Source organism: Phenylobacterium sp., from assembly GCF_035276905.1.
In the GTDB taxonomy this organism is placed as follows: domain Bacteria; phylum Pseudomonadota; class Alphaproteobacteria; order Caulobacterales; family Caulobacteraceae; genus Phenylobacterium.
In genome coordinates this window covers 1-24,421 of the sequence record NZ_DATELG010000276.1, presented here as the reverse complement: position 1 = coordinate 24,421, position 24,421 = coordinate 1, and the positions used below count along the sequence as shown (strand labels likewise).

Genomic DNA, 24,421 nt, shown 5'->3' with positions numbered 1-24,421 from the left:
GTGAACCTCGGGCCGCCAGTCGATGGCGGTGGGCTTCACCGTCTCGGAATACCAGTACATCGAGGTCAGCGGCGCGAGGCCCAGGCGGGTCACCGGCCGGCGCAGGAACAGCGTCTGCTCGACGTCCATCACCACGCCCGCGCCGCGGTTCATGACGAAGCGGCAGGCGCCGGTGACCGAGGGGCCCTCCAGCAGGGCGCAGACCGTGATCGTGTCCGAGCCCCGAGCCGGCCGCTCGATGTAGACCTGGCTGAAGCGCGGGAACTCCTCCGGCCGCTGGAAGACCGCGGTGTCGATCGCCACCGCGCGCGCCGAGAGCCCGTATTGACGCAACTCGCCGATGGCCCGGAAATAGCTTGCGCCGAGGAACGCCACCCAGTCGTTGGTCCGCCAGTCGAGCTTGCCCTCGCGCGGCTCCTGGACGCGGAAGCCGGCGAAGCCCACGCCTTCGGGAAGCTTACGGGCGGGCGAGTTCGCCGGCATGTGGAAATAGCTCTGGTCGTAGACGACCTCGCGGGCCTTGCCCTCGTCGACCGCATAGATCCGCACCGGATCGCGGAAATAGGTCCCAAGGTGGAAGAAGGTCACCGGCAGCGGGCCGTCGGCGAAGAGCGCGTGGTCCGTGTCGAACTTGATCTCGCCCCAGGCCTGGTAGTCGAGCTCGGCGAGGACCGCCGAGGGCGTCGGCGGCGGCGCGTAGGGCGAGGCGGCTTTGCGGCGGGCGAGCGCCCTCAGCCCGTCGAAGCTGAAAGCGGCCGGCGCGCCGAAGGCCAGGCGGTCGCCGGCGGCCGTGGCGACGGAAGGGGAGAGGGCTGCGCAGGCGGCGACGAGGCCCATGCCCCGCAGCAGCAGGCGTCTATCGATGGGCGGGGACATGCTTAGCGATAGTTATCCAAGCCAGCGCGGGCGCTCAAGCTATGATCGGACCAGCCGGCCGGCAGCAGAAAGCCCCGGCGAAGGGCCGGGGCTTTCATTTTTCCGGGACCGAGCAGGCGTGCGCCCGCACGACCCCGACATTTGTCCGCGAGAGCGCCGGCTCAGCCGAGGCCTTGAATCTCCACGGAGATTTCCAGCGCACCTCGGGATGACAAATGAGACACTGGATCACCTCCTTTCAGCTGTTGAACAGGGACTTGGAATATGGGGCGGCTATGCCGCGCCGCAATCGCATCCTCAGCTGATTTGCCGTGTGACCGCCCGTGGCGGCGCTTTTGCCGCGGATCGGGCACGTTCCTGCAGGCTTGGCCGGCGCCGGAGCGACTGCACCGGGCCGCCCAGCCGGTCGAGCGCTTCGAGGGTCGCCTTGTAGCCCGCGGCGACGGCCGGTTCATACGCGCTCCAGTCGCGGATTTCGATCAGGCCCGTCCGTGGCTGGATCAGCACGTCGGTGGCCGCTCGGGCGGCGGCCAGGTCGCGGCCGGTGGAGACGGTGGCCGCGCGCATCAAGAGCGAGACGATCGGCGGGCCCTTGCGCCACTGGCCGGAGCGGATCCAGCGCCAGGCCGACTCCGGGCGGGCGACGTCGTCGGCGGTGATGTTGCGCTCGCCGCTGACGTCGACGCCGACGATCGGGCCGAGCTGGGCGGCGCGCATCACGTCGGCGGGGTAGTTCTTCAGCACCGCGCCGTCGACCAGCACGTTGTCGCCGTCGGTGGCCGGCGGCATCACGCCGGGCAGGGCGACGCTGGCCCGCAGCGCCTTCCAGACCGGCCCGCGCCGGTGCATGTGGTAGGCGCCAGTGGTCAGGTTGGCCGACAGGCAGAAGAACGGCAGCCACAGGTCGGCGATCTCGGCGTCGCCGAAATGCTCGTAGAGCCGTTCGCTGACCTTGGTCCCCCGGGTCATCGCCAGGATCGGGAAGGCGATGTCGTCGAGCGGGCTCGACTCGACGAAGGCCGCGCGGATGCGGCGGTCGAGCTCGGCGTCGTCCCAGCCCGCGGCCACGCCTGCGCCGACGATCGCGCCCATGGAGACGCCGCAGAGGAAGTCGATCGGGACCTTGCGCTCGCGCAGCGCCCGGATCGCGCCGACGTGAGCATAGGCCCGCGCCCCCCCGCCGGAGAGCACCACGCCCACCGACTGGCCGGTCAGCACGCGCGCCAGCCGCTGGACGTCGGCCGGCGCGTCCCGGCGCAGGTGGAAGAGCCGCGCCGGCTGGGCGGCGTCGAGCCAGGCCTCCGAGCCGCCTGGGAAACGCACGCCGGCGGGCTGCAGCAGGATCAGGTCGACCAGCTGCTCGGCCTGCAGCGGGGCGGCGGCCTGGCCGTTCGACCAGGCCGGCGGCGGGCGGTCGCCGCGGCCGATGCGGAACAAGCGGTCGGCCTGGCGCGAGACCCACTGGGTCCAGCCGGGCTCGCTCGTCTCGCCGACGTAGAGGACGAAGTCGTGCGTGCGCTCGACCTCGGAGTACCATTCGAGCGGCGCGGCGCCGGCCTCGGCGCCCACCACGGTCACCGAATAGGCCAGCCGGACGATCTCGGCGGCGAGGGCCTCGACCAGCGGGCGCAAGCTGCCGGGCTCGCCGATCGGCACGAAGCCGAACACCGAGGGCTCGCTGCCGCCGGCGCCGTTGCGGGGCCCCTCCTCGCGGGTGCGCTGGATCATCAGCCGCGCGAGCTCGGTCATCACCGAGGCGTCGCGCTCGCAGGCGGCGAAGAAGACCTCCGCCGGCAGGGTGAAGAGCTCGGAGTCCCTCAGCGCCACGACGTCGGCCGAGTGCGGCCCGGCGGCGAGCAGCGACATCTCGCCGACCGGCTCGCCGGGGCGGATGACCCCTAGGAACTGCGGCTCGGCGCCGGCCTCGCGGCGGAAGACGCCGAGCCGGCCGGTGCGCAGCAGGTAGAGTTCGTGCGCGGGATCGCCGGCCGCGTAGAGCTGCTGGCCCGCGGGCAGCGAGAACCAGGCGATGTCCGCCTGCAGCGCGGGCTGGCGGAACAGCCGCGCCAGGGCCGAGTCGGCCGGAATCTCGGGAAGCGACGCCACAGCGGCAGCCTAACCCCAGCCGTGCGCGCCCGCCATGGCTAGACCCTTCCCGGTTCAGGTGGGATCACCTGAACCGGACAAGAAGGGTCTATCTTCAAAGTTGGGAGCGCGTCGGACAGGTTAGCCGGCTTCCACCTAACCCTGACGCGCTCCCGGCGCCGCGACCTTTCGCAGCCGCGGGCGTTTCGGCCACGAGGACCGTTCGGGAGCACGCGCATGACCAATCCCATCGTCGACCCGCTGGTGGAGGTGGTCGACACCAGTCCGACCAGCGACCTGGTGCGTATCGAGGCGACCCTCGAAGGGGCGGTCACGGTGAGCCTGAACCGGCCCGCGCGCCGCAACGCCTTCGACGCCGACCTGATCTCGGCTTTGAAGGAGGCGTTCCGCACCCTGGCCGGGGCGGAGGGCGTGCGCGTGATCTTCCTGCGCGGCGTGGGCGGGACCTTCTGCGCCGGCGGCGACGTCGAATGGATGCGCGAGGCCGCCAGCCACGCCGAGGACGAGAACCGCGAGGACGCCTTCGAGCTGGCGCGCATGTTCAAGCAGCTGTGGGACCTGCCGCAGCTGACCGTGGCCCTGGTCGAGGGGGCGGCCTACGGCGGCGGGGCGGGACTGGCGGCGGCCTGCGACCTGGCCTTGGCCACGGCCGACGCGCGGTTCGCCTTCTCCGAGGTGCGCCTGGGGGTGATCCCAGCGGTGATCTCGCCCTATGTCGTGCGCGCGATCGGCCCGCGGCAGGCGCGGGCGCTGTTCGCCGTGGGCGGTCTGTTCGACGCCGACTACGCCCAGCGAATCGGCCTGGTCACCGAGGTCTGCGTCGACTCGGCGGCGCTCGAGGCGGCCCGGGACCAGATCGCCCGCGACATCCTCGCCTGCGCGCCCGGCGCGGTGGCCGACGCCAAGCGGATGGTGGACGACGTCTTCGGCCGCGAGATCGACCACGAACTGATGGAGCTGACCGCCCGCCGCATCGCCGCCGCCCGCGCCGCCGAAGAGGGGCAGGAGGGCGTCCAGGCCTTCCTCGACCGCCGCCCGCCGCGCTGGGCCGCCGAGGACGGCGCGCCGGGGTGATCGTCCTGCTCCGTCGATAGGGGGCGAGCCCCCTGGAAACGCGGATCCGGCCTGCTACAGAGACTGTTCCTTTGAGCGATCAGGCCGCGATTTCCCATGCCCCTGCACATGATCAAGCTCTGCGTCGGCTGCGACACGGTCGAGGAGCTGATCGCCTGGCACGCTGGCGAGGGCGGCGTGCGGCGGCCGTGGACCATGCACACCCGCCAGACGCCGAAGCGGGCGGCGGAGATGCTCGACGGCGGCTCGCTCTACCGGGTGTTCAAGGGCGTCATCCTTTGCCGCCAGCCGATCCTGAAGATCACGACGGTGGGCGAGGGGCCGAACGCCCGGTGCGAGGTGACGCTGGACCCGAAGATCGTCCGCGTCGCGCCGACCCCGCGCCGGGCCTTCCAGGGCTGGCGCTACCTGGAGCCGAAGGACGCGCCGGAGGACTTAAGTCAGGAGCCGGACGCGGAGATCCCGACCGAGCTCGCCCGCCAGCTTCGCGAGCTCGGGGCCTGGTGAGAGGAGGGTCTTGAGGGGCGGCGGCGCCGAACGCCCCCTCAGCCAGCTTCGCTGACAGCTCCCCCGCGTTGCGGTGGAGCATCTTGGCGCTTCGATCCTCCGCCGCGAAGCGGGGGAGGTGGATCGCGTGGCGAGACGGAGGGGGCGTTCGGCCACCCGGATGAACCTTCTCCCACCCTGACTGTTATTCCAGGGAGCGCATCCGGACGCCGTGGGGGCGGGCGGGGCCGCGCACAGGGATCGCGATGCTCCTGAACGTCCAGATGCTGCGCGCGATCGCCGCCTTCCTGGTGGTCTTCGTGCACCTGGCGAAGCTGGCGGCCATGGCCGGCCTGCCGGACGGCTGGACCTTCTTCGGCAACAGCGGCGTCGACCTGTTCTTCGTCATCAGCGGCATGATCATGGTCATGACCACGGCCGGCGGGCGGCAGACGCCGCTGGGCTTCCTGCGCAACCGGTTCACGCGGATCGCGCCGCTCTACTGGACCATCACCTTCGCGGTCTTCGCCATCGCCCTCGTCGCGCCCGCGCTGATGCAGTCGACGACCGCCGACCCGGTGCATCTCGCAAAGTCGCTGGCCTTCATCCCGTCGGCCCGCGGCGACGGGCAGATGCATCCGACGGTCTTCGTCGGCTGGACGCTGAACTACGAGATGATGTTCTACGTCCTCTTCGCGCTCGGCATGACGCTGCCCCACCGCTGGCTGGGGCTGGCGGCCACGGGCGGGGTGCTGGTCGTCATGGTCCTCGCCGGCCGCGGGCTGCAGCCGCACAACCCGGTCGCCCAGTTCTACATCCAGCCGGTGATCCTGGAGTTCGGCGCCGGCATGGCGCTGGGCGCGCTCCTGCCGCTGGAGCGGACGTCGCCCTCCTGGCGCTGGCCGGCCGCCGCCATCGGTCTGGCGGCCTTCGTCATCATGCTGGCGGGGGGCTGGATCTGGCCGCAGCTGGACCGTGCGATCATCTTCGGCATTCCGGCGGTGGTGGTGGTCGCCTGCGCGGTGACGGCCGAGCGTTGCGGCCTTGCCGCCCGCGCCGGGTGGATCCAGCTTCTGGGCGCGGCCTCCTACGCGGTCTACCTGACGCATTTCTTCTGCACCCAGCTGGTGGTGAAGGCGGCCGAGCGGCTGCACGCCGGGCCCGCGCTGGCGCTGGTCTTCGCCGCGCTCGCCTTCCTGCTGGTGGCGATGGTCGGCGTGACGGCGCACCTGCGGATCGAGCTGCCGCTCACCGAGCTGTCGCGCCGCCTGCTGGCGCCCAGGCGCAAGCTGCGCCCGGCGCCGGTGAAGATCCTGACGCCCGAGCCGGTCGGCCCGGCGGCGAGCGCGGGCAAGCAGGACGCAGCCTGACCGCGCAGCTTAGACGGGCATGTTGTCGATGAGCCGGGTCTTGCCGAGAACCGCGGCCGCGAGGATGCGGGCGGGGGCCGCGATCGGGCCCGGACCCAGCCGCGCCAGATCCTCCGCACCGCGCACCTCGACATAGTCGATGCGGCTGAAACCCGCGGCGGCGAGCGCGGCGACAGCTTCGGTCTCGACCTCCGCGACGGGCGCGCCGGCGTGCAGCCGCTCGATCGCCGCGGTCAAGGTGTAGGCGAGGGCCGGGGCGGTCTGGCGCTCGTCGGCGGTGAGGTAGGCGTTGCGGGAGGAGAGCGCCAGGCCGTCCTGCGCCCGCGCGGTCGGGGCGCCGACGATCTCCACCGGCAGGTCGAGGTCGCGAACCAGCCGGCGGATCACCTGCAGCTGCTGATAGTCCTTCTCGCCGAAGACGGCGACGTCCGGGCCGCACTGGTTGAGCAGCTTGCTGACCACCGTGGCGACGCCGGAGAAATGGCCCGGCCGCGCCGCACCGTCCAGGGGCTCGGTGACGCCCGAGACCGTCACCGTGGTGGAGAAGCCCTGAGGATACATCTCCGCCGCCGTGGGCGCGAACAGCAGGTCGCAGCCGGCGCCGGCCAGCAGCTCGGCGTCGCGCGCCTCGCTGCGCGGATAGGCGTCGAAGTCCTCGCCCGGGCCGAACTGGGTGGGATTGACGAAGATGCTGACCACCACCCGGTCGGCGTGCCGGCGCGCCAGCCGCACCAGGGACAGGTGGCCTTCGTGCAGGGCCCCCATGGTGGGCGCGAAGCCGACCCGCTCGCCGGCGGCGCGCCAGGCCCGCACCTGGGCGCGCAGGGCCTGGACGGTGCGGACGATCGGCGGGGAGGGCTGGGACATCGAAGGCTCGAACTCGGCGGACAATCGGTCGCTTATGGCCGAGGGGCCCCCGACGCGTAAACGGGCCGCGTAAACGGGGCGCGTAAATCGATGCGTTGACGCCAGGCCTGGGCGCGCGCTCAGCTTAGGCGGGACTGAGTCGGCGCGCCGCGCCGGGGGCTAGGAGAGCAGCGCATGTCGCAAGCCAGCGTCATCGTGGTCGGCAACGAGAAGGGCGGGGCGGGCAAGTCCACCATCGCCATCCACACCGCCGTCGCCCTGCTGCACGCCGGCGCCAAGGTCGCGGTGCTCGACCTCGACCTGCGCCAGCAGACCCTCGGCCACTTCTTCGCCAACCGCGCCCAATGGCTCTCGGCCAACAACGCCGTGGCGCCGATGCCGCATGTGCATCCGGTCAGCTCCGACGGCGCGGCGCTCGCCAAGGCCACGGACGAGGAGGCGCTGGCCCGCTTCGAGGAGGCGTTCGGCGAGTGCGCCGAGGACGCCGACTTCGTGCTGATCGACACTCCCGGCGCCGACACCGCCATCAGCCGCGCCGCCCACGGCCTGGCCGACCTGATCGTGACGCCGATGAACGACAGCTTCGTCGACTTCGACATGCTGGGCGTGGTCGATCCGGTGACGCTGGAGCTGACCCGCCACAGCCTCTACTCCGAGACGGTCTGGAACAGCCGCAAGGCCCGCGCCGCCAAGGACCGCAAGATGATCGACTGGGTGGTGCTCCGCAACCGCCTGGCGCCGACCGAGGCGCGCAACCGCAAGCGCCTGGACGAGCGGGTGCAGGCGCTGTCGCGCAAGGTCGGCTTCCGCGTCGGCCCGGGCCTGCGCGACCGGGTGATCTATCGCGAGCTGTTCCCCTTCGGCCTGACGATCGCCGACCTGTCGCCGGGCATCCGTCCGGTGGCCATGTCGCTGCAGCACGTGGCCGCGCGCCAGGAGCTGCGGGCGGTGATGACCGCGCTCGGCATCAACGGCCTCGACGGCGAGATGCTGGCCGCGGAATAGCGTAGCGCGTTCCGCAAAAGTGGAATCGGTTTTGCGATCAGAACGCGCTCGAACTTTTGATTCTCGCGCACGATGCGGTCGGGCAATTCCGCCTGACCGCATCGTGCGCTAGGGACGCCATGGCCTATCTCGTCCTCGGGGCGATCGCGCTCTGGCTGATCCTGCGGGCCAGCGGCCGGCCGGTCCTGAAGCGCCGCGAGTGGCGCTTCCTCACCGGCGCCTTCGCCGTCGCCGCCCTGGCCGGGGCGGCCTTCTTCGCCGTGCGCGAAGCGTTCGTTCCGGCCGCGGTGCTGGCGATGTTCGGCGCTTGGCTGGCGCTCTCGACGCGCCGGCCGCCGGGGGGCGAGCCGGCTGCGCCGCGCTCGGGATCGATGAGCGTCGAGGAGGCGCGCTCCATTCTCGGCGTCTCGGCCGCCGCTGGCGCCGAGGAGATCAAGGCCGCCCACCTGCGGCTGATGCGTACGGTGCACCCGGACAAGGGCGGCACGAGCGGCCTGGCTGCACAGCTCAATGCGGCGCGGGATCGGCTGTTGAGGGGGTAGGGTTCAAAACTCAACGTCATCCTGACCTGAATGACGGTTGAAGGAGGGGTGCGAAACGAAAAAGCCCCAGGCGCGTACCCGGGGCTCTTCCGTTCAATCTCTAAACGGATGCTCAGTCGTCCATGACCTCGCAGGCCAGCCGCTTGGCGTGCATGGCGCCGCAGGTGGCGGAGGCCTCGCGCTTGGTCAGGCCGGTGAAGACGGTGCGGTAACGGCCGGCCTGGCGGTCGGTCTCGCCGGTGGCGTCGCCCAGATGCTTGCCGAAGCGGTCCTGCACGAAGGCGATCTGCCGGCGCGCGTCGGCCTTCGAACGGAAGGTCCCGACCTGGACCGCATAGCCGCCGTCCTTGGCCTGGCGCTTCGGCTCGGCGCGCTCGACGCGCGGCGCCGGCCGCGATTCGATCACCTTCAGCTTGGTCGAGCGCGGCGGCGGGGTGGCTTCGGCCAGCACGATCTGCAGGTTGTCCTGGTCGCCGTCGCCCTGTTCCGTCGGCGGCCGCTGCACTGGGCCGCTGGCCAGCGGCTCGGAGAGGTTCTGCGCCACGGTGACCTGTTCGCCGCGGGCGCGGCGGGACAGCACGTCGAAGCCGGTCACCAGCAGGTCCTCGGCGTTCTGGTCGCGCGAGGCCACGCTCGGCCCGCCCATGACCACCACCACCAGGCGGCGGTTGTCGCGCACGCCGGAGATGGCGATGTTGAAGCCGGAGGTGCGGGTGTAGCCGGTCTTCAGCCCGTCGATGCCGCGGCCGAGCAGATGGTTGTGGCCCTTGACCCAGCGGCCGCGGAACTGGAAGCCGGCCTGGCTGAAGTAGTGGTAGTACTGCGGATAGTCGCGCATCAGCGCGCGCGACAGGATCGCCATGTCGCGCGCAGTGGTGATCTGGCGGCTGTCGGGCAGGCCGTTCGGATTGACGAAGCGGGTGCTCTGCATGCCCAGCTCCTGGGCCCGCAGGGTCATCAGCGAGGTGAACTTGCCCTCGCTGCCGCCGAGTTTCTCGGCCATCGCCATGGCCGCGTCGTTGGCCGAAAGGATCGCCATGCCCTGGATCGCTTCGGCGACGGTGATCGACTCGCCCGGCGAGACCCCCAGCTTGGTCGGCGCCTGGGCCGCGGCGCGCGGCGAGAACACCACCCGGTCCTCGAGCCTAAGCTTGCCCGACGAGACCGCCTCGAAGGTGAGGTAGAGGGTCATCATCTTCGTCAGCGACGCCGGATACCGCGGGCTGTCGCCGTGGTTGGAATAAAGCACCTCGCCCGACTTCGCGTCGACCACGATCGCGGCGTACTTGCTTTCCGACGCGGCCAGCAGGCTGCGGAAATACGGCACCTGCGCCTGGGCCGGCGCAGCAAGGCTCGCGGTCAGGGTCGCGGCGGCCAGGCCGATGGAAACAAAAATGCGGCTGGCGTTTCGCGGCATGCTTCGTCCGTCGAATCAAGGGGTTGATGCGGGCGGCGCCGCGAGGAAACAGCCCTTAGCATGCCACGCTTACGGTTGCTCACGGGTAAACAGCTGTTGAATGCGGCCAGATTGTCGCGCTTGCGAAGGGGCTCACCTTGTCGTGATGCGGTGCGGCGAACCTTTCATTGTGCAGTGCACAAAAATGCCTTGACGCGGACTTCGGTCTAGACGATAAAGCCGCTCACCGTCTGCGTTTTCTGCGCCTTTGCGCTTGCAGCGAACCCCCGCTGACGCAACCGAGGAGAGCTTAAATGTCTGTCGCTGAAACGGCCAAGTCGACCGTCGAACAGTTCACCGTCGCCTCCAACACCGCGTTCAAGGACGGCGTCGAGAAGACTCTGGCCGCGATCAACGAAGCCAACAGCCATTCCAAGAAGAATCTCGAAGCCGTCGTCGCTGCGGTGACCGCCGCGGCCAAGGGCGCCGAGACGGTCGGAGCCCAGGCGATGGCCTTCTCCAAGAAGGCGTTCGACGACCAGGTCGCCGCCGCCCGCACGCTGGCCGGCGCCAAGAGCGTGCAGGAAGTGGTCGAACTGCAGACCTCGCTCGCCCGCACCTTCCTCGAGAACTACATGGCCGAAGTCGGCAAGCTGACCGAGACCGTCTCCAGCTCGGTGAAGGACAGCATGAAGCCGCTGAACGAGCGCGTGACCGACCTGGTCGAGAAGATCCAGGCCGCGCGCTAAGCGCCTAACTGATTTTCGTGCCGACGCCCGCGTAGATGGGGCGTCCCCTCTCGGAAGGCCCGGACCTCTGGTCCGGGCCTTTTGGCTGCGGGCCTTTCCACCCGGCGCCCGCGGCGATAGAGGTCAGGGCATGTCCCAGATCGAAGACCGCCTCGCCGCGCTCGGAATCGTCCTTCCGCAGCCGAACGCCCCCGTCGCCAACTACGTGCCCTTCGTGCGCCAGGGCGACCTCGTGCACATCTCCGGGCAGGTCTCGACCGACCCCTCGGGCGGGATCAAGGGCGTGGTCGGCGAGGAGGTCGACGCCGAGACCGCCAAGCGCGCGGCGCGGCTGTGCGGGATCAACCTGATCGCCCAGATGAAGGCCGCCTGCGACGGCGACCTCGGCCGCGTGGCCCGGGTGGTGAAGCTGGGCGGCTTCGTCCAGGCCGGTCCGGGCTTCTTCGAGATCCCCCAGGTGGTCAACGGCGCCTCGGACCTGATGGTCGAGGCCTTCGGCGAGGCCGGCCGGCATGCGCGCTCGGCGGTCGGCGTCTACCGCCTGCCGCTGAACTTCGCGGTCGAGGTCGACGCGGTGGTGGCGCTGAAGCCGTGAGGCGCCGCTTCGGCGAAGCCTGGGATCTGCTGTTCCAGCCGGCGGTCGCCCACCGCGGCCTGTGGAGCGCAGACGGCGCGCCGGAGAATTCGCTCGCCGCCTACCAGGCCGCCTGCGCCGCGGGCTACGGGATCGAGCTCGACGTCCAGCTCTCGGCCGACGGCGAGGCGATGGTCTTCCATGACGAGAGCCTGGCGCGGCTGACCGGCGCGCAGGGACGCCTTTGCGAACGCACCGCCGCCGAGCTCGCCGAACTGCGCCTTGCCGGAACCGACGAGCGGATTCCGACCCTGCTCGAGGTCCTGGCCCTGGTCGGCCATCGCGCGCTGGTGCTGATCGAGTTGAAGACGCCGGCGGGCGCCGTGGGCCCCCTGGAGCAGCGGGTGCACGAGATCATCATCGACCATGCCGGCCCGGTGGCGGTGATCGGCTTCAATCCCTATTCGCACGCCTGGTTCGCCGAGCGCTTCCCCGGCGTGCTGCGCGGCCTCAACAGCCACGCCTATACCAACGGAAACGGAATGGCGCCAAAGCAGCGCCAGGCCTGGGCGCGGTTGGAGCAGGTGGAGATCGCTCGCCCGCACTTCCTGTCGCTCGGCCTCGACATGCTGCCCAGCGCCGAGGCCGCCCGGCTGCGGAACGCCGGGATGCCGGTGGTCGCCTGGACGGTCCGCCAGCCCGGCCAATGGACGGCCGTCGCCGAGGGCTGCGACAACCTGATCTTCGAGGGCTTTCGCCCGTGAGCCTGCAACAGGCGGTCAGGCTTCACGGCCGCATCGCCGAGGTCGGGCGCGAGGCCTGGGACGCCTGCGCCGGCGCCCCGGCCCATGCCGGCAACCCCTTCATCCGCTTCGATTTCCTCGACAGCCTGGAGGCCTCGGCCTGCGCCGTCGAGCGCACCGGCTGGGGGCCGCAGCACCTCACCGTCGACGACGAGCAGGGCAGGGTGGCGGCGGTGATGCCGCTTTACCTGAAGTCCCACAGCCAGGGAGAGTACATCTTCGACCACTCCTGGGCCGACGCCTACGAGCGGGCCGGCGGGCGCTACTATCCGAAGCTGCTCTGCGCCAGCCCGTTCACCCCGGCGACGGGCGCGCGCCTCTTGGTCCGCCCGGACGTCGACGTGGAGGAGGCGCGGACGGTCCTGCTCGGCGGGGCGCTGAGCGTCTGCCAGAAGCTGGGCGCCTCCTCGCTGCACGTGAACTTCCCGCGGGAGGACGAGTGGCGCTGGATGGGCGAGCGCGGCCTGGCCCGGCGCGAGGGCCAGCAGTACCACTGGCGCAACGACGGCTACGCCAGCTTCGACGACTTCCTGAGCGCCCTGTCGTCGGGCCGGCGCAAGACCATCCGCCGCGAGCGGCGCGAGGCCCAGGCGGGGCTGGAGATCGTCTGCCTGACCGGCGCGGACCTGACCGAGGCTCACTGGGACGCCTTCTTCGCCTTCTACATGGACACCGGCTCGCGCAAGTGGGGCCGGCCCTATCTCAACCGGCGGTTCTTCTCGCTGCTGGGCGAGCGGATGGCCGAGCGCGTGCTCCTGGTGATGGCGCGGCGCGGCGGGCGCTGGATCGCCGGCGCGCTCAACCTGATGGGCGAGGACTGCCTCTACGGCCGCAACTGGGGCTGCGTCGAGGACGTGCCGTTCCTGCATTTCGAGCTCTGCTACTACCAGGCCATCGAATGGGCGATCGGCCGGGGCCTGGCCCGCGTCGAGGCCGGCGCGCAGGGCGAGCACAAGATCGCCCGCGGCTATCTGCCGAGCCCGGTCTACTCGGCCCACTACATCGCCGACCCGGCGCTGCGCGGCCCCGTCGAGGCCTTCGTCGAGCGTGAGCGCGCCGGCGTCGAGGCGGAGATGGAGTGGCTGGCGGAGGAGTATTCGCCGTTCCGGCAGGAGCCGGACTGAGCCCCAACTTTGGCTCAGCCATTGTCCCGCCGATCCGGCGCGTGCAAGGTCCGCGCGTTCAGGACAATGGAGGCTGAGATGATCTCAACGAGCTCTTCACGACGGGCGGCGTTCGCGCTGGCCGTCGGCGCGTCGGTCGTGCTCGCGGGCGCACCGGCGCTGGCGGCGAGCGTGAAGGTTCCGATGTCGGTGGTGAGCGCGGAGGGGACGGGCGCCCCCGTGGGCGAGGTGACCCTGGCCGACGGCCCCAAGGGCGTGACCCTGGCGCTCGACCTCCACGGCCTGCCGCCGGGGCCGCACGGCTTCCACCTGCACGCCAACCCGTCCTGCGCACCGGCGACCGGCGCCGACGGCAAGGTCACGCCCGCAGGCGCCGCCGGAGCCCATCTCGACCCGGGCCACACCAACATGCACATGGGGCCGGAGGCGGCCGGCCATCTGGGCGACCTGCCGCGCATCGATGTCGCCGCCGACGGCACGGCGCACGGGACCCTGACGGCCCCGCGGATCAAGTCGGTGTCGGAGTTCGAGGGCCACGCCCTGATGATTCATGCCGGCGGCGACAACTACAGCGACACCCCGCCCCTTGGCGGCGGCGGCGCGCGGCTGGCCTGCGGCGTGGTCCCGTAAGGCCGTCCGCGGGCGGGTCCGGGCGGTTCGCGCTTGGACCCTCACGCGCCCATTTGCTACCTCGCAAAAGACGGCATCAGGGAGCGACCGCGATGAGTTTCGACGGGACCTACGACCACGACAACATCTTCGCCAAGATCCTGCGCGGCGAGATGGCCTCGGTGCGGGTGTTCGAGGACGACCACGTCTACGCCTTCATGGACGTCTTCCCCCAGGGCCGCGGCCACACCCTGGTGATCCCCAAGCACAGCCAGGCTCGCAACCTTCTGGAGGAGGAGCCGCAGGTGCTCTCGCACCTGATCCTCGGGGTCCAGCGGGTCGCGCGCGCCGTGCGCGCGGCGCTGAACCCGGACGGCGTCACGATCATGCAGCTCAACGGCGCCCCCGCCGGCCAGAGCGTCTTCCATCTGCACTTCCATGTCGTGCCGCGCTGGGAGGGACAGCCGATGCGGCCGCACGCCGCGGGCCAGATGGCGGACATGGCCGAGCTCAAGGCCCTGGCCGAGCAGATCGCCGCCAAGATCAGCTGAGGCGGCGAGTGCTTGGTCAGCCCGCCAGTTCCGGCGTCGGGTCCTCGGCCGGCTTCTCGATCACCGGGGCGCCGCGTTCGCGTTCGCCGCCCTCGATCTCGAAGGCCAGCTTGCCGTCCTTGAGCACCACGCGGACGTGACCGCCCTTGGTGAGCCGGCCGAACAGGATCTCGTCGGCCAGCGGCTTCTTGATGTGCTCCTGGATGACCCGGCCCAGCGGGCGGGCGCCGTAGAGCTCGTCGAAGCCATTCTTGGCCAGCCAGTCGGCCGCTTCCTCGTCGGTCTCGATGGTGACGTGCCGGTCCGCCAGCTGGGCTTCCAGCTGCATGACGAACTTCTGCACGACCTGGCGGATGATCTCCTGGGTCAGGGCGTGGAACTGCACCACCGCGTCGAGACGGTTGCGGAACTCTGGCGTGAAGGTCCGCTTCAGCGCCTCGTCGACCTCGTCGTCGGCCTTGCCGCGGCCGAAGCCGATGGAGTTGCGCTGGGCGTCGGAGGCTCCCGCGTTGGTGGTCATGATCAGGACCACGTTGCGGAAGTCGATCTTCTTGCCGTTGGAGTCGGTCAGCTGCCCGTGGTCCATCACCTGCAGGAGGATGTTGTAGACGTCCGGGTGCGCCTTCTCGATCTCGTCCAGCAGGACGACGGCGTGCGGGTGCTGGTCGACCGCGTCGGTCAGGAGACCGCCCTGGTCGAAGCCGACATAGCCGGGAGGCGCGCCGATCAGGCGGCTCACGGTGTGGCGCTCCATGTACTCGCTCATGTCGAAGCGCAGCAGCTCGATGCCCAGCGTCGAGGCCAGCTGCCGGGCGGTCTCCGTCTTGCCGGTGCCGGTGGGGCCCGAGAAGAGGTAGCAGCCGATCGGCTTGTTGGCGTCGCGCAGGCCGGCCCGCGCCATCTTCATGGCTGACGACAGGCTCTCGATCGCTTCGTCCTGGCCGTAGACCGCCCGCTTCAGGTCGGTTTCCAGCTGCTTCAGCGCCTCGGTGTCCGACTTGGAGACCGACTTCGGCGGGATGCGGGCGATCTTGGCGACGACGGTCTCGACCTCCTTCAGGCCGATGGTCTTCTTCCGCTTGGCCTCCGGCAGCAGCATCTGGCTGGCGCCGGCCTCGTCGATGATGTCGATCGCCTTGTCCGGCAGCTTGCGGTCGGTGATGTACTTGGCCGACAGCTCCACCGCCGCCTTGATGGCGTCGTTGGTGTAGCGGAGCTTGTGAAACTCCTCGTAGTAGGACTTCAGGCCCTTGAGGATCTTGATGGTGTCCTCGATGGTCGGCTCGTTCACGTCGATCTTCTGGAAGCGCCGCACCAGCGCGCGGTCCTTCTCGAAGTGCTGGCGGAACTCCTTGTAGGTGGTCGAGCCCATGCAGCGCAGGGAGCCCGAGGCCAGGGCCGGCTTCAAGAGGTTGGAGGCGTCCATCGCCCCGCCGCTGGTCGCCCCGGCGCCGATCACCGTGTGGATCTCGTCGATGAACAGGATCGCGTCGGGATGGTTCTCCAGCTCCTTGACGACCTGCTTGACGCGTTCCTCGAAGTCGCCGCGGTAGCGGGTGCCGGCCAGGAGCGCGCCCATGTCGAGCGAGAAGATGGTCGAGCCGGAGAGCACCTCCGGGACCTGCTTGTTGACGATCTTGCGCGCCAGGCCCTCGGCGATGGCGGTCTTGCCGACGCCGGGGTCGCCCACCAGCAGCGGGTTGTTCTTGGTCCGCCGGCAGAGCACCTGGATGGCGCGCTCCACCTCGGCCGCGCGGCCGATCAGCGGGTCGACCTTGCCCTGGCGGGCCTTGTCGTTGAGGTTGATGCAGTAGGCCTCGAGCGCCTCGCCGCCGGTCTTGACGGTGGGCTTCTCGTCGTCGTCAGCCGAACCTTTCACGGGCTTGTTCTCGGACGCCCCGGCCTTCTTGGCGATGCCGTGGGCGATGTAATTCACTGCATCGTACCGCGTCATGTCCTGCTCCTGCAGGAAATAGGCGGCGTGGCTTTCGCGTTCGGAGAAGATGGCGACCAGTACATTGGCGCCGGTTACCTCTTCGCGGCCGGACGACTGGACGTGGATGACCGCGCGCTGGATCACGCGCTGAAAGCCGGCGGTGGGCTTGGCGTCCTCGCCATCGTCCACCACGAGCGAGCGCAGCTCGTTGTCCACATAGTTGGTGAGGGTCGTTCGAAGCGAGCCAAGATCGACGTCGCAGGCGCGCATGACGCCGGCGGCGTCCTCATCGTCCACCAGCGAGAGCAAAAGATGCTCTAGCGTGGCGTATTCGTGCTTACGCTGGTTGGCGTAGGCGACCGCGCGATGAAGCGACTCTTCGAGCTGGCGCGAGAATGAAGGCAAAGGCCTCTAATCCTTTTCCATGGTGCACTGGAGCGGGTGTTGATGCCGCCGTGCCGTATCAACGACCTGGGCCACTTTTGTTTCCGCCACTTCGTAGGTGAACACGCCGCAGACACCTACCCCGTGCTGGTGCACATGCAGCATGATCCGAGTCGCATCTTCGCGCGACTTGTTGAAGAATTGCTCAAGCACATAGACGACGAATTCCATCGGAGTGTAGTCGTCGTTCAAGAGAAGCACTCGATACATCGAGGGCTTCTGCGTCTTGGGCTTGGTCTGGGTGATCACGGACGAACGGACGCCGGTGTCTTGATCACCTTGCTTGCGTTCGGCCATGGCCAGAACCTCCTGGCGGGTCGGGCCCACCATCCTCACACAATTAGATATGGCAAACATTTCCATTTGGAAGGGTGGATTCATCACGAAGCGCTCACAACCGTCCCAGCGCCCGCACCACGGCGGCGTTGAGCGCTCCCTGAGACATCATTCCCCCTTAGGCGCCCCTTTTGCACGCAAAATCCGCCCGGAAGTGACCGCGTCGGCGCCGAACCGCTGCCGCAGGACGTCGAGGGTGCGCTCATTTGTCCGCGCCCGGCGCTCGTCGCCGGCGAAGAAATCGGAAGCGCCGGCCTCGGCGTCAACCAGCTCGGCGAGTCCGATGCCGATCAGCCGCCAGGGCTTGGTCCCCGCCTCGGCGGCGAGCAGCTCGCGGCCGGTGGCGAACAGGGTCTTGGCGGTCTGGGTGGGGATGGCCAGGGTGCGCCTTCGGGTGACGATCCTGAAGTCGGTCCCGCGCAGCTTCAGCGTGACCGTGCGGCCGGCGACGCCCGCCGCCCGCGCCTGACGGGCGACCTTCTCGCAGAGCGGGGCGAGCTTGTCCTCCAGCGCGCCGAGCGCGACCAGGTCGTCCTCGAAGGTGGTCTCGGCGCTGATCCCTTTGCGCTCCTGGGCCGGGTCGACCGGGCGGCCGTCCTTGCCGCGCGCGAGGTCGGCCAATCTGAGGCCGTGCGCGCCCCAGCGTGCAGCCAGGTCGCGGACGTCGGCGCGGGCGAGCGCGCCCACCGTGCGGAAGCCCGCCTTCTCCAGCGACGCGGCCATGGCGGGCCCGACGCCCGGGAGGATCGAAACCGGCCTTGCGGCCAGGAAGCGCTCGGCCTCGGCGGCGCCGATCACCGAGAAGCCGCGCGGCTTGTCGAGGTCGGAGGCGATCTTCGCCAGGAACTTGTTGGCCGAGAGCCCGATCGAGACCGTGAGGCCCGTCTCGGCCTCGATGCGCGCCTGCAGCCTAGCGAGCGTCAGCGCCGGCGGCGCGCCGTGCAGCCGCGCGGTGCCGGAGAGGTCCATCCAGGCCTCGTCGAGCGACAAGGGCTGGATCAGCGGGGTGAGCTCGGCCGCCATGCCGAGGATCCGCCGGCTCTCGGCCCGGTATTTGCTGAAGTCCGGCTTGATGACCACCGCCTGGGGGCAGAGCTTCAGCGCCTTGAACATCGGCATGGCCGAGCGCACCCCGAAGATGCGGGCGATGTAGCAGCAGGTGGTCACCACGCCGCGCTTGCCGCCGCCGACGATCACCGCCTGGTCGCGCAGCTCCGGCCGGTCGCGCTTCTCCACCGAGGCGTAGAAGGCGTCGCAGTCCATGTGGGCGATCGCCAGCCGGTCCAGCTCCTCGTGCGCGACGATCCGCGGCGTGGCGCAGGCCGGGCAGCGGCGGACCGGCTGCTCGCCCTGCCAGAAGCAGTCGCGGCAGAAGGCCTTCATTCGGGAGGCCAGAGCCAGGCGGCGCCGCGCACGCCGGAGGAGTCGCCGTGCAGCGCCTTGCGCACCGGGGTGGCGAAGCAGTCGGAAAAGACGTGGCGGCCGATCGCTTCCGGCAGGCGCGCGTAGAGCTCGTCGACGTTGGACATGCCGCCGCCCAGCACGATGACGTCGGGGTCCAGGACGTCGCAGACCACCGCCAGGCCGCGCGCCAGCCGGTCGACATAGCGGTCGAGCTCGGCGGCGGCCGCGGCCTCGCCGGCCCGGGCGGCCGTGACGACCTCGTGCGCCGGCCGACCGGCGGCGCGGGCGAAGCCGGAACCTGAGACCCAGAGCTCCATGCAGCCCGAGCGCCCGCACCAGCAACGCGGGCCGGGGTGCTCGTCCGCCGCCGGCCAGGGCAGGGGCGTGTGGCCCCACTCCCCGGCGAAACGGTTGGCGCCGGGCGCCAGCCGGCCATGCACGACCACGCCGCCGCCGCAGCCGGTGCCGAGGATGACGCCGAAGACGACGTCGGCGCCTGCGCCCGCCCCGTCGGTCGCCTCCGAAAGCGCCAGACAGTCGGCGTCGTTGGCGTAGCGCACCGGCCGCTCCAGCACCCGCGCCAGGTCTTCCGGGAACGGCCGGGCGTTCAGGTGGGTGGAGTTGGCGTTGCGCATGAGGCCGGTGGCCGGGGAGACCGACCCCGGTCCGCCGACGCCGACCGCCGGAGCGGCTGCGCCCGCCTGCCGCTCGGCCTCGGCCACCAGCTCGCGCACCGCCTCCAGCGCGGCCTCGTAGCTCGCCGGCGAAGGCGCGCGCACGCGGGCCCGAAAGCGCCCCTCGCCGTCGAGCGCCGCCGCCTCGATCTTGGTGCCGCCGAAGTCCACGCCGATGCGGATCATCGGCGCTTTATGCCTGATTTGTTCCGGTTTGCCGAAGGGCCGGACGTCCCGCGCTTTCCGGGGGGGGCGTTCGGCGCTATTGCCGCAGTCCGCATGGCCACGATTCCCGCCGCCCAGAGTCCCGCTCAGGGTCTTCGCCCCGCCCAAAGTCTTCGCCTCTCGCTGGGCCTGCGCCAGCTCGTGGTGCTCGCGGCCTGCCTGACGATGTTCGCCATCGTGCTCTTCACGCCGCGGGTGCTGAACGACGGCGACACCTACTGGCACCTGGCGGCGGGCAATTGGATGCTGGGCCACCTCCAGGTCCCGCACGTCGATCCCTTCTCCTTCACCCACGCCGGCCAGCCGTGGGTGGCCCACGAGTGGCTTTCCGAAGTGATCATGGCCCTGGTCTACCGGGCGGCGGGCTGGACCGGGATCGTCGTGCTGTTCGGCCTGGCCACCGCGCTGGCCGTCGGGCTGCTGCTCAGCCGGCTTGCGCGCTGGATGGGGCCGATCGCGCTGGCGGTGACGGCGTGGCTCAGCATCGGCTGCATGTGGGTGGGCCTGTTCACCCGCCCGCATCTGCTGGCCCTGCCGCTGATGGTCTTCTGGACCGGCGCCCTGCTGGACGCCCGCGCCGCGGGCCGGGCGCCGCCGCTGTGGCTGGCGGCCCTGCTGGTGCTGTGGGCCAACCTGCACGGTAGCTTCGTCTTCGCCGCCCTGGTCGCCGCGCCCCTGGCGCTCGAGGCGCTGGTCGAGGGCCGGCGCGATCCCTGGCCGGTGGTGAAGAGCTGGGGGACCTTCGCCGGCGCCTGCCTGGTCGCGGTGCTCCTGACGCCGAACGGCGTCCACGCCCTGATCTATCCGTTCCAGATCATGACGATGAAGACCCTGAACGGGATCATCGAGTGGCTTCCGCCGGACTTCAGGACCATGTCGGAGTTCCAGGCGGCGATCCTGGTCACGCTGCTGGTCTGCCTGAGCCGCGGCGTGAAGGCGCCGTTCTTCCGTGCGGTGCTGGTGCTCTTCATCCTGCACATGTCGCTGCAGCACCAGCGGCACACGCTGGTGCTGGCGCTGATCGCCCCCCTGTTCCTGGCCGAGCCGATCGGTCGCAGCTTCGGCCGCACCGAGCCCAGGCGGCTGGGGCCGCCGCAGGCCGCCGCCGTGCTGTTCGCCGTCGGCGTGCTGGTGATGACCGGGATCCGCGCGGTCGAGCCGGTGAGGCGCGGCGACGCGGTGACCACGCCGCAGACGGCGCTGGCCCACGTGCCGGCCGCCCTGCAGGCCAGGCCGGTGCTGAACACCTACAGCTTCGGCGGCTACCTGATCTTCCGCGGCGTCAGGCCGTTCATCGACGGCCGCTCCGACATGTACGGCGACGACTTCTTCAGCCGCGACATCCGGCTGATGCGCGGCGATGCAGCCGAGTTCGACAAGGCGGTGCAGCAATACGGCCTAGCCTGGACGATCCTGCAGCCGCGCGAGCCGCTCGCCAAGCTGATGGACGCCAAGCCCGGCTGGCGGCGGATCTACAGCGACCGCTGGGCGGTGGTGCACGCCCGGGTCGACGCGCTGGAGCCGGTCCCTTCCCGTTAAGCGCGCGAGGTTCGCACCGCCGCCTCCACCGCCTCGGCCAGCTCCGCCCAGTCGTCGATCCGGCGGTGGCGATCGGAGGTCGGCGCGAGTCTCCGCAGACGCTCGTCGGCGACGTGCTGGAAGGTGGTGGTCTGGGGCGCGTGATCGGCGACGGAGTCCAGGTTCGACAGGATGTCGTCGATGAAGGCCGAGCGGCGGCGCGTCTGGCTGACGAGGCCGGCGGTGATCGGGCCCTTCAGGCCGCGGTTCAGGACCAGCGGGTGATCGAGCCCGTGCCGCCGCAGCCAGTCGCGGCGCGTCGCCTCCGCCTGCGCCGGCGCGTTCGACAGGATGACCACGCCGGCGTGGCGACTCAGCCGCCCGATCGCTTCCACCGCCCCGGGCACGGGTTCGATCCGGCCGCAGGCGGTGCGGAAGAAGGCGTCGTAGAGCGCCTGGCCCTCCGCCCGCGACAGCGGCTCGGTCGCCGCGCCGCGGAAGATGCTCTCGAACAGGGCGTAGCGCTCGACCCGCAAATCGAGGCCCTGCTCGGCCAGGAACGCGCCGAACCCCTTCATGAAGAGGCCCAGCACCTCGTCGACGTCGACGACCACCAGCGGCCGCTCGGTCGAGAGCCCCAGCGACTGCAGCCTGGGCGCCTGAACGGGAAAGGGTTCGGATCGGTCGGCCAAGGCGGCTCCAGGCTGCGACTAACGAAGTTTAAGGATATGCCATGTGATCAAGGTGTCACAGGCGGGGAGGGCGCGCTCGTGCGCGACCGTCCTCCAACCACAGCGCCGGGTCCGGAATGACCAAGAAGGTCCTCATCGTCGAGGATAACGAGCTGAACATGAAGCTGTTTCATGATCTGCTCGAAGCCCAGGGCTACGACATCCTGGAGACCCGAGAGGGGCTGCAGGCGCTGTCGCTCGCCCGCGAGCATCGTCCCGACCTGATCTTGATGGACATCCAGCTGCCGGAGATCTCGGGGCTCGAGGTCACCAAGTGGCTGAAGGAGGACGAGGAGCTGGCGCCGATTCCGGTGGTGGCGGTCACCGCCTTCGCCATGAAGGGCGACGAGGAGCGGATCCGCGAGGGCGGCTGCGAGGCCTATATCTCCAAGCCGATCTCGGTGGTGCACTTCCTCGACACGATCAAGAAACTTCTGGACTAGGGCAGATGACGGCGCGGATCCTGGTCGTCGACGACCTTGAAGCGAACATCAGGCTGCTGGAGGCGCGTCTTTCGGCCGAGTACTACGAGGTGCTCACCGCCCGCGACGGCCCGAGCGGCATCGCCATGGCCGCCGCCGAGACCCCCGACATCATCCTCTTGGACGTCATGATGCCCGGCATGGACGGCTTCACCGTCTGCCGCAAGCTGAAGGACGATCCGGCCACCCGCCACATCCCGGTGGTGCTGGTCACCGCGCTCGACGGCCGTTCGGACCGCGTGGCGGGCCTGGAGGCTGGGGCCGACGACTTCCTGACCAAGCCGATCGACGACGTCATGCTGTTCGCCCGCGTGCGCAGCCTGACGCGGTTGAAGGCGGTGATGGACGAGCTGCGCGAGCGCGAGGCCTCCGGCCGGCGAATCGGCGTGATCGCCGGCGCCGCGGCCCGCCTGGGCGGCGCCGGCGGCCGGATCCTGGTCGTCGACGACAACGAGCGCCAGGCCGAGCGGCTGGCCGCCGAGCTCGCCATCGAGCACCGCCCGGTGGTCGAGGCCGATCCGGACAAGGCGCTGACAGCCGCCCGCGGCCCGGTCGACCTGCTGATCGTCAACTGCGCCGCCAACAATTTCGACGGCCTTCGGCTCTGCGCCCAGATCCGCTCGGACGAGGCCACCCGCAACCTGCCGCTGCTGGCGGTGGTGGACTTCGACCAGCGGCCGCGGCTGATCAAGGCGCTGGAGATCGGCGTCAACGACCTCCTGGCGCGGCCGGTCGATCCGGGCGAGCTCTGCGCCCGCGCCAAGACCCAGATCCGCCGCAAACGCTACACCGACTACCTGCGCAGCAATCTCGACCAGTCGCTGGAGCTGGCGGTCACCGACCAGCTCACCGGCCTGCACAACCGCCGCTACATGGCGGGCCAACTGAAGGCCCTCGTCGAGCGGGCCGGCCAGGGCGGGGAGCCGGTGTCGCTGCTGGCCATCGACATCGACCACTTCAAGAAGATCAACGACGGCTACGGCCACGACGTCGGCGACGAGGTGCTGTGCGAGTTCGCCCTGCGGCTGGCCTCCAATGTCCGCGCCATCGACATTCCCGTCCGCCACGGCGGCGAGGAGTTCCTGGTGGTGATGCCCGACACCCGCATCGAGGACGCTCATCGAATCGCCGAGCGCATCCGCCTGCATGTCGCCGGCTCGCCGTTCCGCGTCGCCGGCGGGGCCGAGGCGCTCGACGTCACCATCTCCATCGGCGTCGCCACCAGCCTGCCCGGCGAGATGAAGGTCGACAGCCTGCTCAAGCGCGCCGACGCGGCCATGTACGAAGCCAAGGCCTCGGGCCGCAACCGGGTGATCGCCAGGGCGGCGTAAGCCTTCCCTCCCTTGATGAAAGGAGGGAAAACGAAAAACGCCCGGCGCGAACCGGGCGTCTTCGTTTCGGATCTGGCTTGACGCCGGTCCTACTTGATCTTGCCTTCCTTGAACTCGACGTGCTTGCGCGCGATCGGGTCGTACTTCTTCAGCACCATCTTCTCGGTCTTGGTGCGGGCGTTCTTCTTCGTCACGTAGAAGTAGCCGGTGTCCGCCGTGGAGTTCAGGCGGATCTTGATGGAGGCGGGCTTCGCCATGGGGCAGTCCTCGGGCGGGCCGGACGGGCGCGCCGTCGGCAGATGTTCTAAAGAGGCGCGGAAAATACGAATCCGCGCCCATAAGTCAATGGCGTGACGGTCAGACCTATAGCACGGCCCGCGTCGGGTGGCTGACGCCCTTCTTCAGGAATATGCGCGGGCGGTGCGGGGCGTCGAGCCGGGCGCGGGCCTCGCCGAGCACGAAGCGGGTGACGTTGGGCAGCTTCAGCTCGATGGCTTCGTCGAAGTCGACCCAGGCGATCTCGTCGAGTTCGCCGCAGTCCGGTTGGCGCTCCAGGCTGATCAGCCGGTCCGCCTCGGCCATCAGGAACCAGGTGTCGAAGCGCTTGGCGACCGAGGGCGGCGTGATGGCGCGCGCAACGATGTCGAGGGGTGAGAGGTCGGGCAAGGCGCCCTGGGCCAGGAACTCGCGCCAGGGGCCAGCCGCCGGCCGCGACGGGGCGGGCCTGGCGAGCAGCAGGCCCGCCTCCTCGAAGGTCTCGCGCACGGCGGCCATCGCCAGGGCGCGGCCCGGGCGGTGGTGATTGTCGAACAGGGCGGCGATCTCGGGCTTCAGGTCGCTGGCGGCGGGCGCATGGCGGTCGCTGCGGTCGACCCGGCCGCCGGGAAACACCCACATCCCCGGCATGAAGGTATGGCGGTCGTTGCGCCGCCCCATGAGCACGCGCGGCTTCGGCCCGTCGCGGCGGACGAGGATCATGGTGGCGGCGTTCTTCGGGCGCACGGCCCGCTGGCCGGGCGAACGCGGCGGTCCCTGAGCTCTGGCGGCGGCGGTGAGGGCTTCGGACATCGAAAGCTGTCTAGGCGGCTCGGCGCGGCGCGGGAAGGGGCCTTACCGCCGCTTTTTCTTGCCGCCCATCTTCTGCTTGCGGCCGGTGCGGACACCGGCGGGACGGCCCGGCTTGCCGGGCCCAGGTCGGCTGGGGCCCG

The 24,421-nt window shown here is 70.2% G+C and carries 25 protein-coding genes; 14 read left to right on the top strand and 11 right to left on the bottom strand.

The features are described from left to right. Both VJS38_RS13015 and VJS38_RS13010 read right to left on the bottom strand, forming a co-directional pair. Window positions 1–876, bottom strand: an 876-nt coding sequence (locus VJS38_RS13015) for a glucan biosynthesis protein (protein WP_324088576.1), incomplete at its 3' end; no start/stop codon positions are given. Between the two features lie 297 nt (window positions 877–1,173). Then, the gene (locus tag VJS38_RS13010) at window positions 1,174–2,982 is read right to left on the bottom strand and encodes a patatin-like phospholipase family protein (RefSeq protein ID WP_324088575.1); all 1,809 of its coding nucleotides are present in this window, start codon (window positions 2,980–2,982) and stop codon (window positions 1,174–1,176) included. A gap of 216 nt (window positions 2,983–3,198) precedes the next feature. On the opposite strand from VJS38_RS13010, the gene VJS38_RS13005 reads away from it, so the two are divergent. The 3 genes from VJS38_RS13005 (at window position 3,199) to VJS38_RS12995 (ending at window position 5,912) form a co-directional block, all read left to right on the top strand. After that, the gene (locus VJS38_RS13005; protein WP_324088574.1) at window positions 3,199–4,056 is read left to right on the top strand and encodes an enoyl-CoA hydratase-related protein; all 858 of its coding nucleotides are present in this window, start codon (window positions 3,199–3,201) and stop codon (window positions 4,054–4,056) included. A 96-nt stretch (window positions 4,057–4,152) separates the two neighbouring features. After that, window positions 4,153–4,563, top strand: a complete 411-nt coding sequence (locus tag VJS38_RS13000; protein WP_324088573.1) for a DUF1489 domain-containing protein — start codon at window positions 4,153–4,155, stop codon at window positions 4,561–4,563. 245 nt (window positions 4,564–4,808) lie between these two features. Further along, window positions 4,809–5,912, top strand: a complete 1,104-nt coding sequence (locus tag VJS38_RS12995; RefSeq protein WP_324088572.1) for an acyltransferase — start codon at window positions 4,809–4,811, stop codon at window positions 5,910–5,912. A gap of 9 nt (window positions 5,913–5,921) precedes the next feature. On the opposite strand, the gene panC is transcribed toward VJS38_RS12995, so the two are convergent. Next, window positions 5,922–6,779, bottom strand: a complete 858-nt coding sequence (panC, locus tag VJS38_RS12990) for a pantoate--beta-alanine ligase (protein ID WP_324088571.1) — start codon at window positions 6,777–6,779, stop codon at window positions 5,922–5,924. 174 nt (window positions 6,780–6,953) lie between these two features. On the opposite strand from panC, the gene VJS38_RS12985 reads away from it, so the two are divergent. Beyond that, entirely contained in the window at window positions 6,954–7,784 is an 831-nt protein-coding gene (locus VJS38_RS12985) for a division plane positioning ATPase MipZ (RefSeq protein ID WP_324088570.1), read from the top strand. 119 nt (window positions 7,785–7,903) lie between these two features. Continuing rightward, a complete protein-coding gene (locus VJS38_RS12980; RefSeq protein WP_324088569.1) occupies window positions 7,904–8,326 on the top strand; it encodes a molecular chaperone DnaJ in 423 nt (140 codons plus the stop codon). A 112-nt stretch (window positions 8,327–8,438) separates the two neighbouring features. On the opposite strand, the gene VJS38_RS12975 is transcribed toward VJS38_RS12980, so the two are convergent. Then, window positions 8,439–9,743, bottom strand: a complete 1,305-nt coding sequence (locus tag VJS38_RS12975) for a D-alanyl-D-alanine carboxypeptidase family protein (protein WP_324088568.1) — start codon at window positions 9,741–9,743, stop codon at window positions 8,439–8,441. A 293-nt stretch (window positions 9,744–10,036) separates the two neighbouring features. Between VJS38_RS12975 and VJS38_RS12970 the strand changes: the two genes are divergently transcribed. The 6 genes from VJS38_RS12970 (at window position 10,037) to VJS38_RS12945 (ending at window position 14,132) form a co-directional block, all read left to right on the top strand. After that, the gene (locus VJS38_RS12970) at window positions 10,037–10,471 is read left to right on the top strand and encodes a TIGR01841 family phasin (RefSeq protein ID WP_324088567.1); all 435 of its coding nucleotides are present in this window, start codon (window positions 10,037–10,039) and stop codon (window positions 10,469–10,471) included. A 130-nt stretch (window positions 10,472–10,601) separates the two neighbouring features. Continuing rightward, the gene (locus tag VJS38_RS12965; protein ID WP_324088566.1) at window positions 10,602–11,066 is read left to right on the top strand and encodes a RidA family protein; all 465 of its coding nucleotides are present in this window, start codon (window positions 10,602–10,604) and stop codon (window positions 11,064–11,066) included. Further along, window positions 11,063–11,809 carry a glycerophosphodiester phosphodiesterase family protein gene (locus tag VJS38_RS12960; RefSeq protein WP_324088565.1) on the top strand — a complete coding sequence of 249 codons (747 nt, stop codon included), beginning with the start codon at window positions 11,063–11,065 and terminating at the stop codon, window positions 11,807–11,809. Before VJS38_RS12965 ends, VJS38_RS12960 begins: the two co-directional genes overlap by 4 nt. Continuing rightward, the gene (locus tag VJS38_RS12955; RefSeq protein WP_414692443.1) at window positions 11,806–12,972 is read left to right on the top strand and encodes a GNAT family N-acetyltransferase; all 1,167 of its coding nucleotides are present in this window, start codon (window positions 11,806–11,808) and stop codon (window positions 12,970–12,972) included. The genes VJS38_RS12960 and VJS38_RS12955 overlap by 4 nt, the downstream gene beginning before the upstream one ends. A 78-nt stretch (window positions 12,973–13,050) precedes the next feature. Next, window positions 13,051–13,602: a superoxide dismutase [Cu-Zn] SodC gene (sodC, locus tag VJS38_RS12950; protein WP_324088563.1), complete on the top strand. Its 552-nt coding sequence runs from the start codon at window positions 13,051–13,053 to the stop codon at window positions 13,600–13,602. 92 nt (window positions 13,603–13,694) lie between these two features. Next, window positions 13,695–14,132, top strand: coding sequence for an HIT family protein (locus VJS38_RS12945; RefSeq protein WP_324088562.1), 438 nt, complete (start codon window positions 13,695–13,697; stop codon window positions 14,130–14,132). A gap of 16 nt (window positions 14,133–14,148) precedes the next feature. On the opposite strand, the gene clpA is transcribed toward VJS38_RS12945, so the two are convergent. The 4 genes from clpA to VJS38_RS12925 form a co-directional block, all read right to left on the bottom strand. After that, the gene (gene clpA, locus VJS38_RS12940; protein ID WP_324088561.1) at window positions 14,149–16,473 is read right to left on the bottom strand and encodes an ATP-dependent Clp protease ATP-binding subunit ClpA; all 2,325 of its coding nucleotides are present in this window, start codon (window positions 16,471–16,473) and stop codon (window positions 14,149–14,151) included. A 6-nt stretch (window positions 16,474–16,479) separates the two neighbouring features. Next, a complete protein-coding gene (gene clpS, locus VJS38_RS12935) occupies window positions 16,480–16,809 on the bottom strand; it encodes an ATP-dependent Clp protease adapter ClpS (protein ID WP_324088560.1) in 330 nt (109 codons plus the stop codon). A gap of 147 nt (window positions 16,810–16,956) precedes the next feature. Next, window positions 16,957–18,231 (bottom strand): DNA polymerase IV, encoded by a 1,275-nt coding sequence (locus VJS38_RS12930; RefSeq protein WP_324088559.1) that lies wholly within the window; start codon window positions 18,229–18,231, stop codon window positions 16,957–16,959. Beyond that, window positions 18,228–19,112 carry an ROK family protein gene (locus VJS38_RS12925; RefSeq protein WP_324088558.1) on the bottom strand — a complete coding sequence of 295 codons (885 nt, stop codon included), beginning with the start codon at window positions 19,110–19,112 and terminating at the stop codon, window positions 18,228–18,230. Before VJS38_RS12925 ends, VJS38_RS12930 begins: the two co-directional genes overlap by 4 nt. A gap of 93 nt (window positions 19,113–19,205) precedes the next feature. Here VJS38_RS12925 and VJS38_RS12920 point away from each other — a divergent pair, with 93 nt between their 5' ends. After that, window positions 19,206–20,690 carry a hypothetical protein gene (locus tag VJS38_RS12920; RefSeq protein ID WP_324088557.1) on the top strand — a complete coding sequence of 495 codons (1,485 nt, stop codon included), beginning with the start codon at window positions 19,206–19,208 and terminating at the stop codon, window positions 20,688–20,690. Here VJS38_RS12920 and VJS38_RS12915 read toward each other — a convergent pair. Continuing rightward, window positions 20,687–21,361: a hypothetical protein gene (locus tag VJS38_RS12915; RefSeq protein ID WP_324088556.1), complete on the bottom strand. Its 675-nt coding sequence runs from the start codon at window positions 21,359–21,361 to the stop codon at window positions 20,687–20,689. The two genes, VJS38_RS12920 and VJS38_RS12915, sit on opposite strands and share 4 nt — an antisense overlap. Before the next feature lie 116 nt (window positions 21,362–21,477). On the opposite strand from VJS38_RS12915, the gene VJS38_RS12910 reads away from it, so the two are divergent. Together VJS38_RS12910 and VJS38_RS12905 are read left to right on the top strand one after the other, a co-directional pair. Further along, window positions 21,478–21,843 carry a response regulator gene (locus VJS38_RS12910; protein WP_324088555.1) on the top strand — a complete coding sequence of 122 codons (366 nt, stop codon included), beginning with the start codon at window positions 21,478–21,480 and terminating at the stop codon, window positions 21,841–21,843. Between the two features lie 5 nt (window positions 21,844–21,848). Then, window positions 21,849–23,213, top strand: a complete 1,365-nt coding sequence (locus VJS38_RS12905) for a PleD family two-component system response regulator (RefSeq protein ID WP_324088554.1) — start codon at window positions 21,849–21,851, stop codon at window positions 23,211–23,213. A gap of 89 nt (window positions 23,214–23,302) precedes the next feature. Here VJS38_RS12905 and rpmG read toward each other — a convergent pair whose 3' ends face one another. Both rpmG and VJS38_RS12895 read right to left on the bottom strand, forming a co-directional pair. After that, window positions 23,303–23,470 (bottom strand): 50S ribosomal protein L33, encoded by a 168-nt coding sequence (gene rpmG / locus VJS38_RS12900; protein WP_324088553.1) that lies wholly within the window; start codon window positions 23,468–23,470, stop codon window positions 23,303–23,305. A gap of 106 nt (window positions 23,471–23,576) precedes the next feature. Next, window positions 23,577–24,281: an NUDIX hydrolase gene (locus VJS38_RS12895; protein WP_324088552.1), complete on the bottom strand. Its 705-nt coding sequence runs from the start codon at window positions 24,279–24,281 to the stop codon at window positions 23,577–23,579. Window positions 24,282–24,421 lie beyond the last annotated feature (140 nt).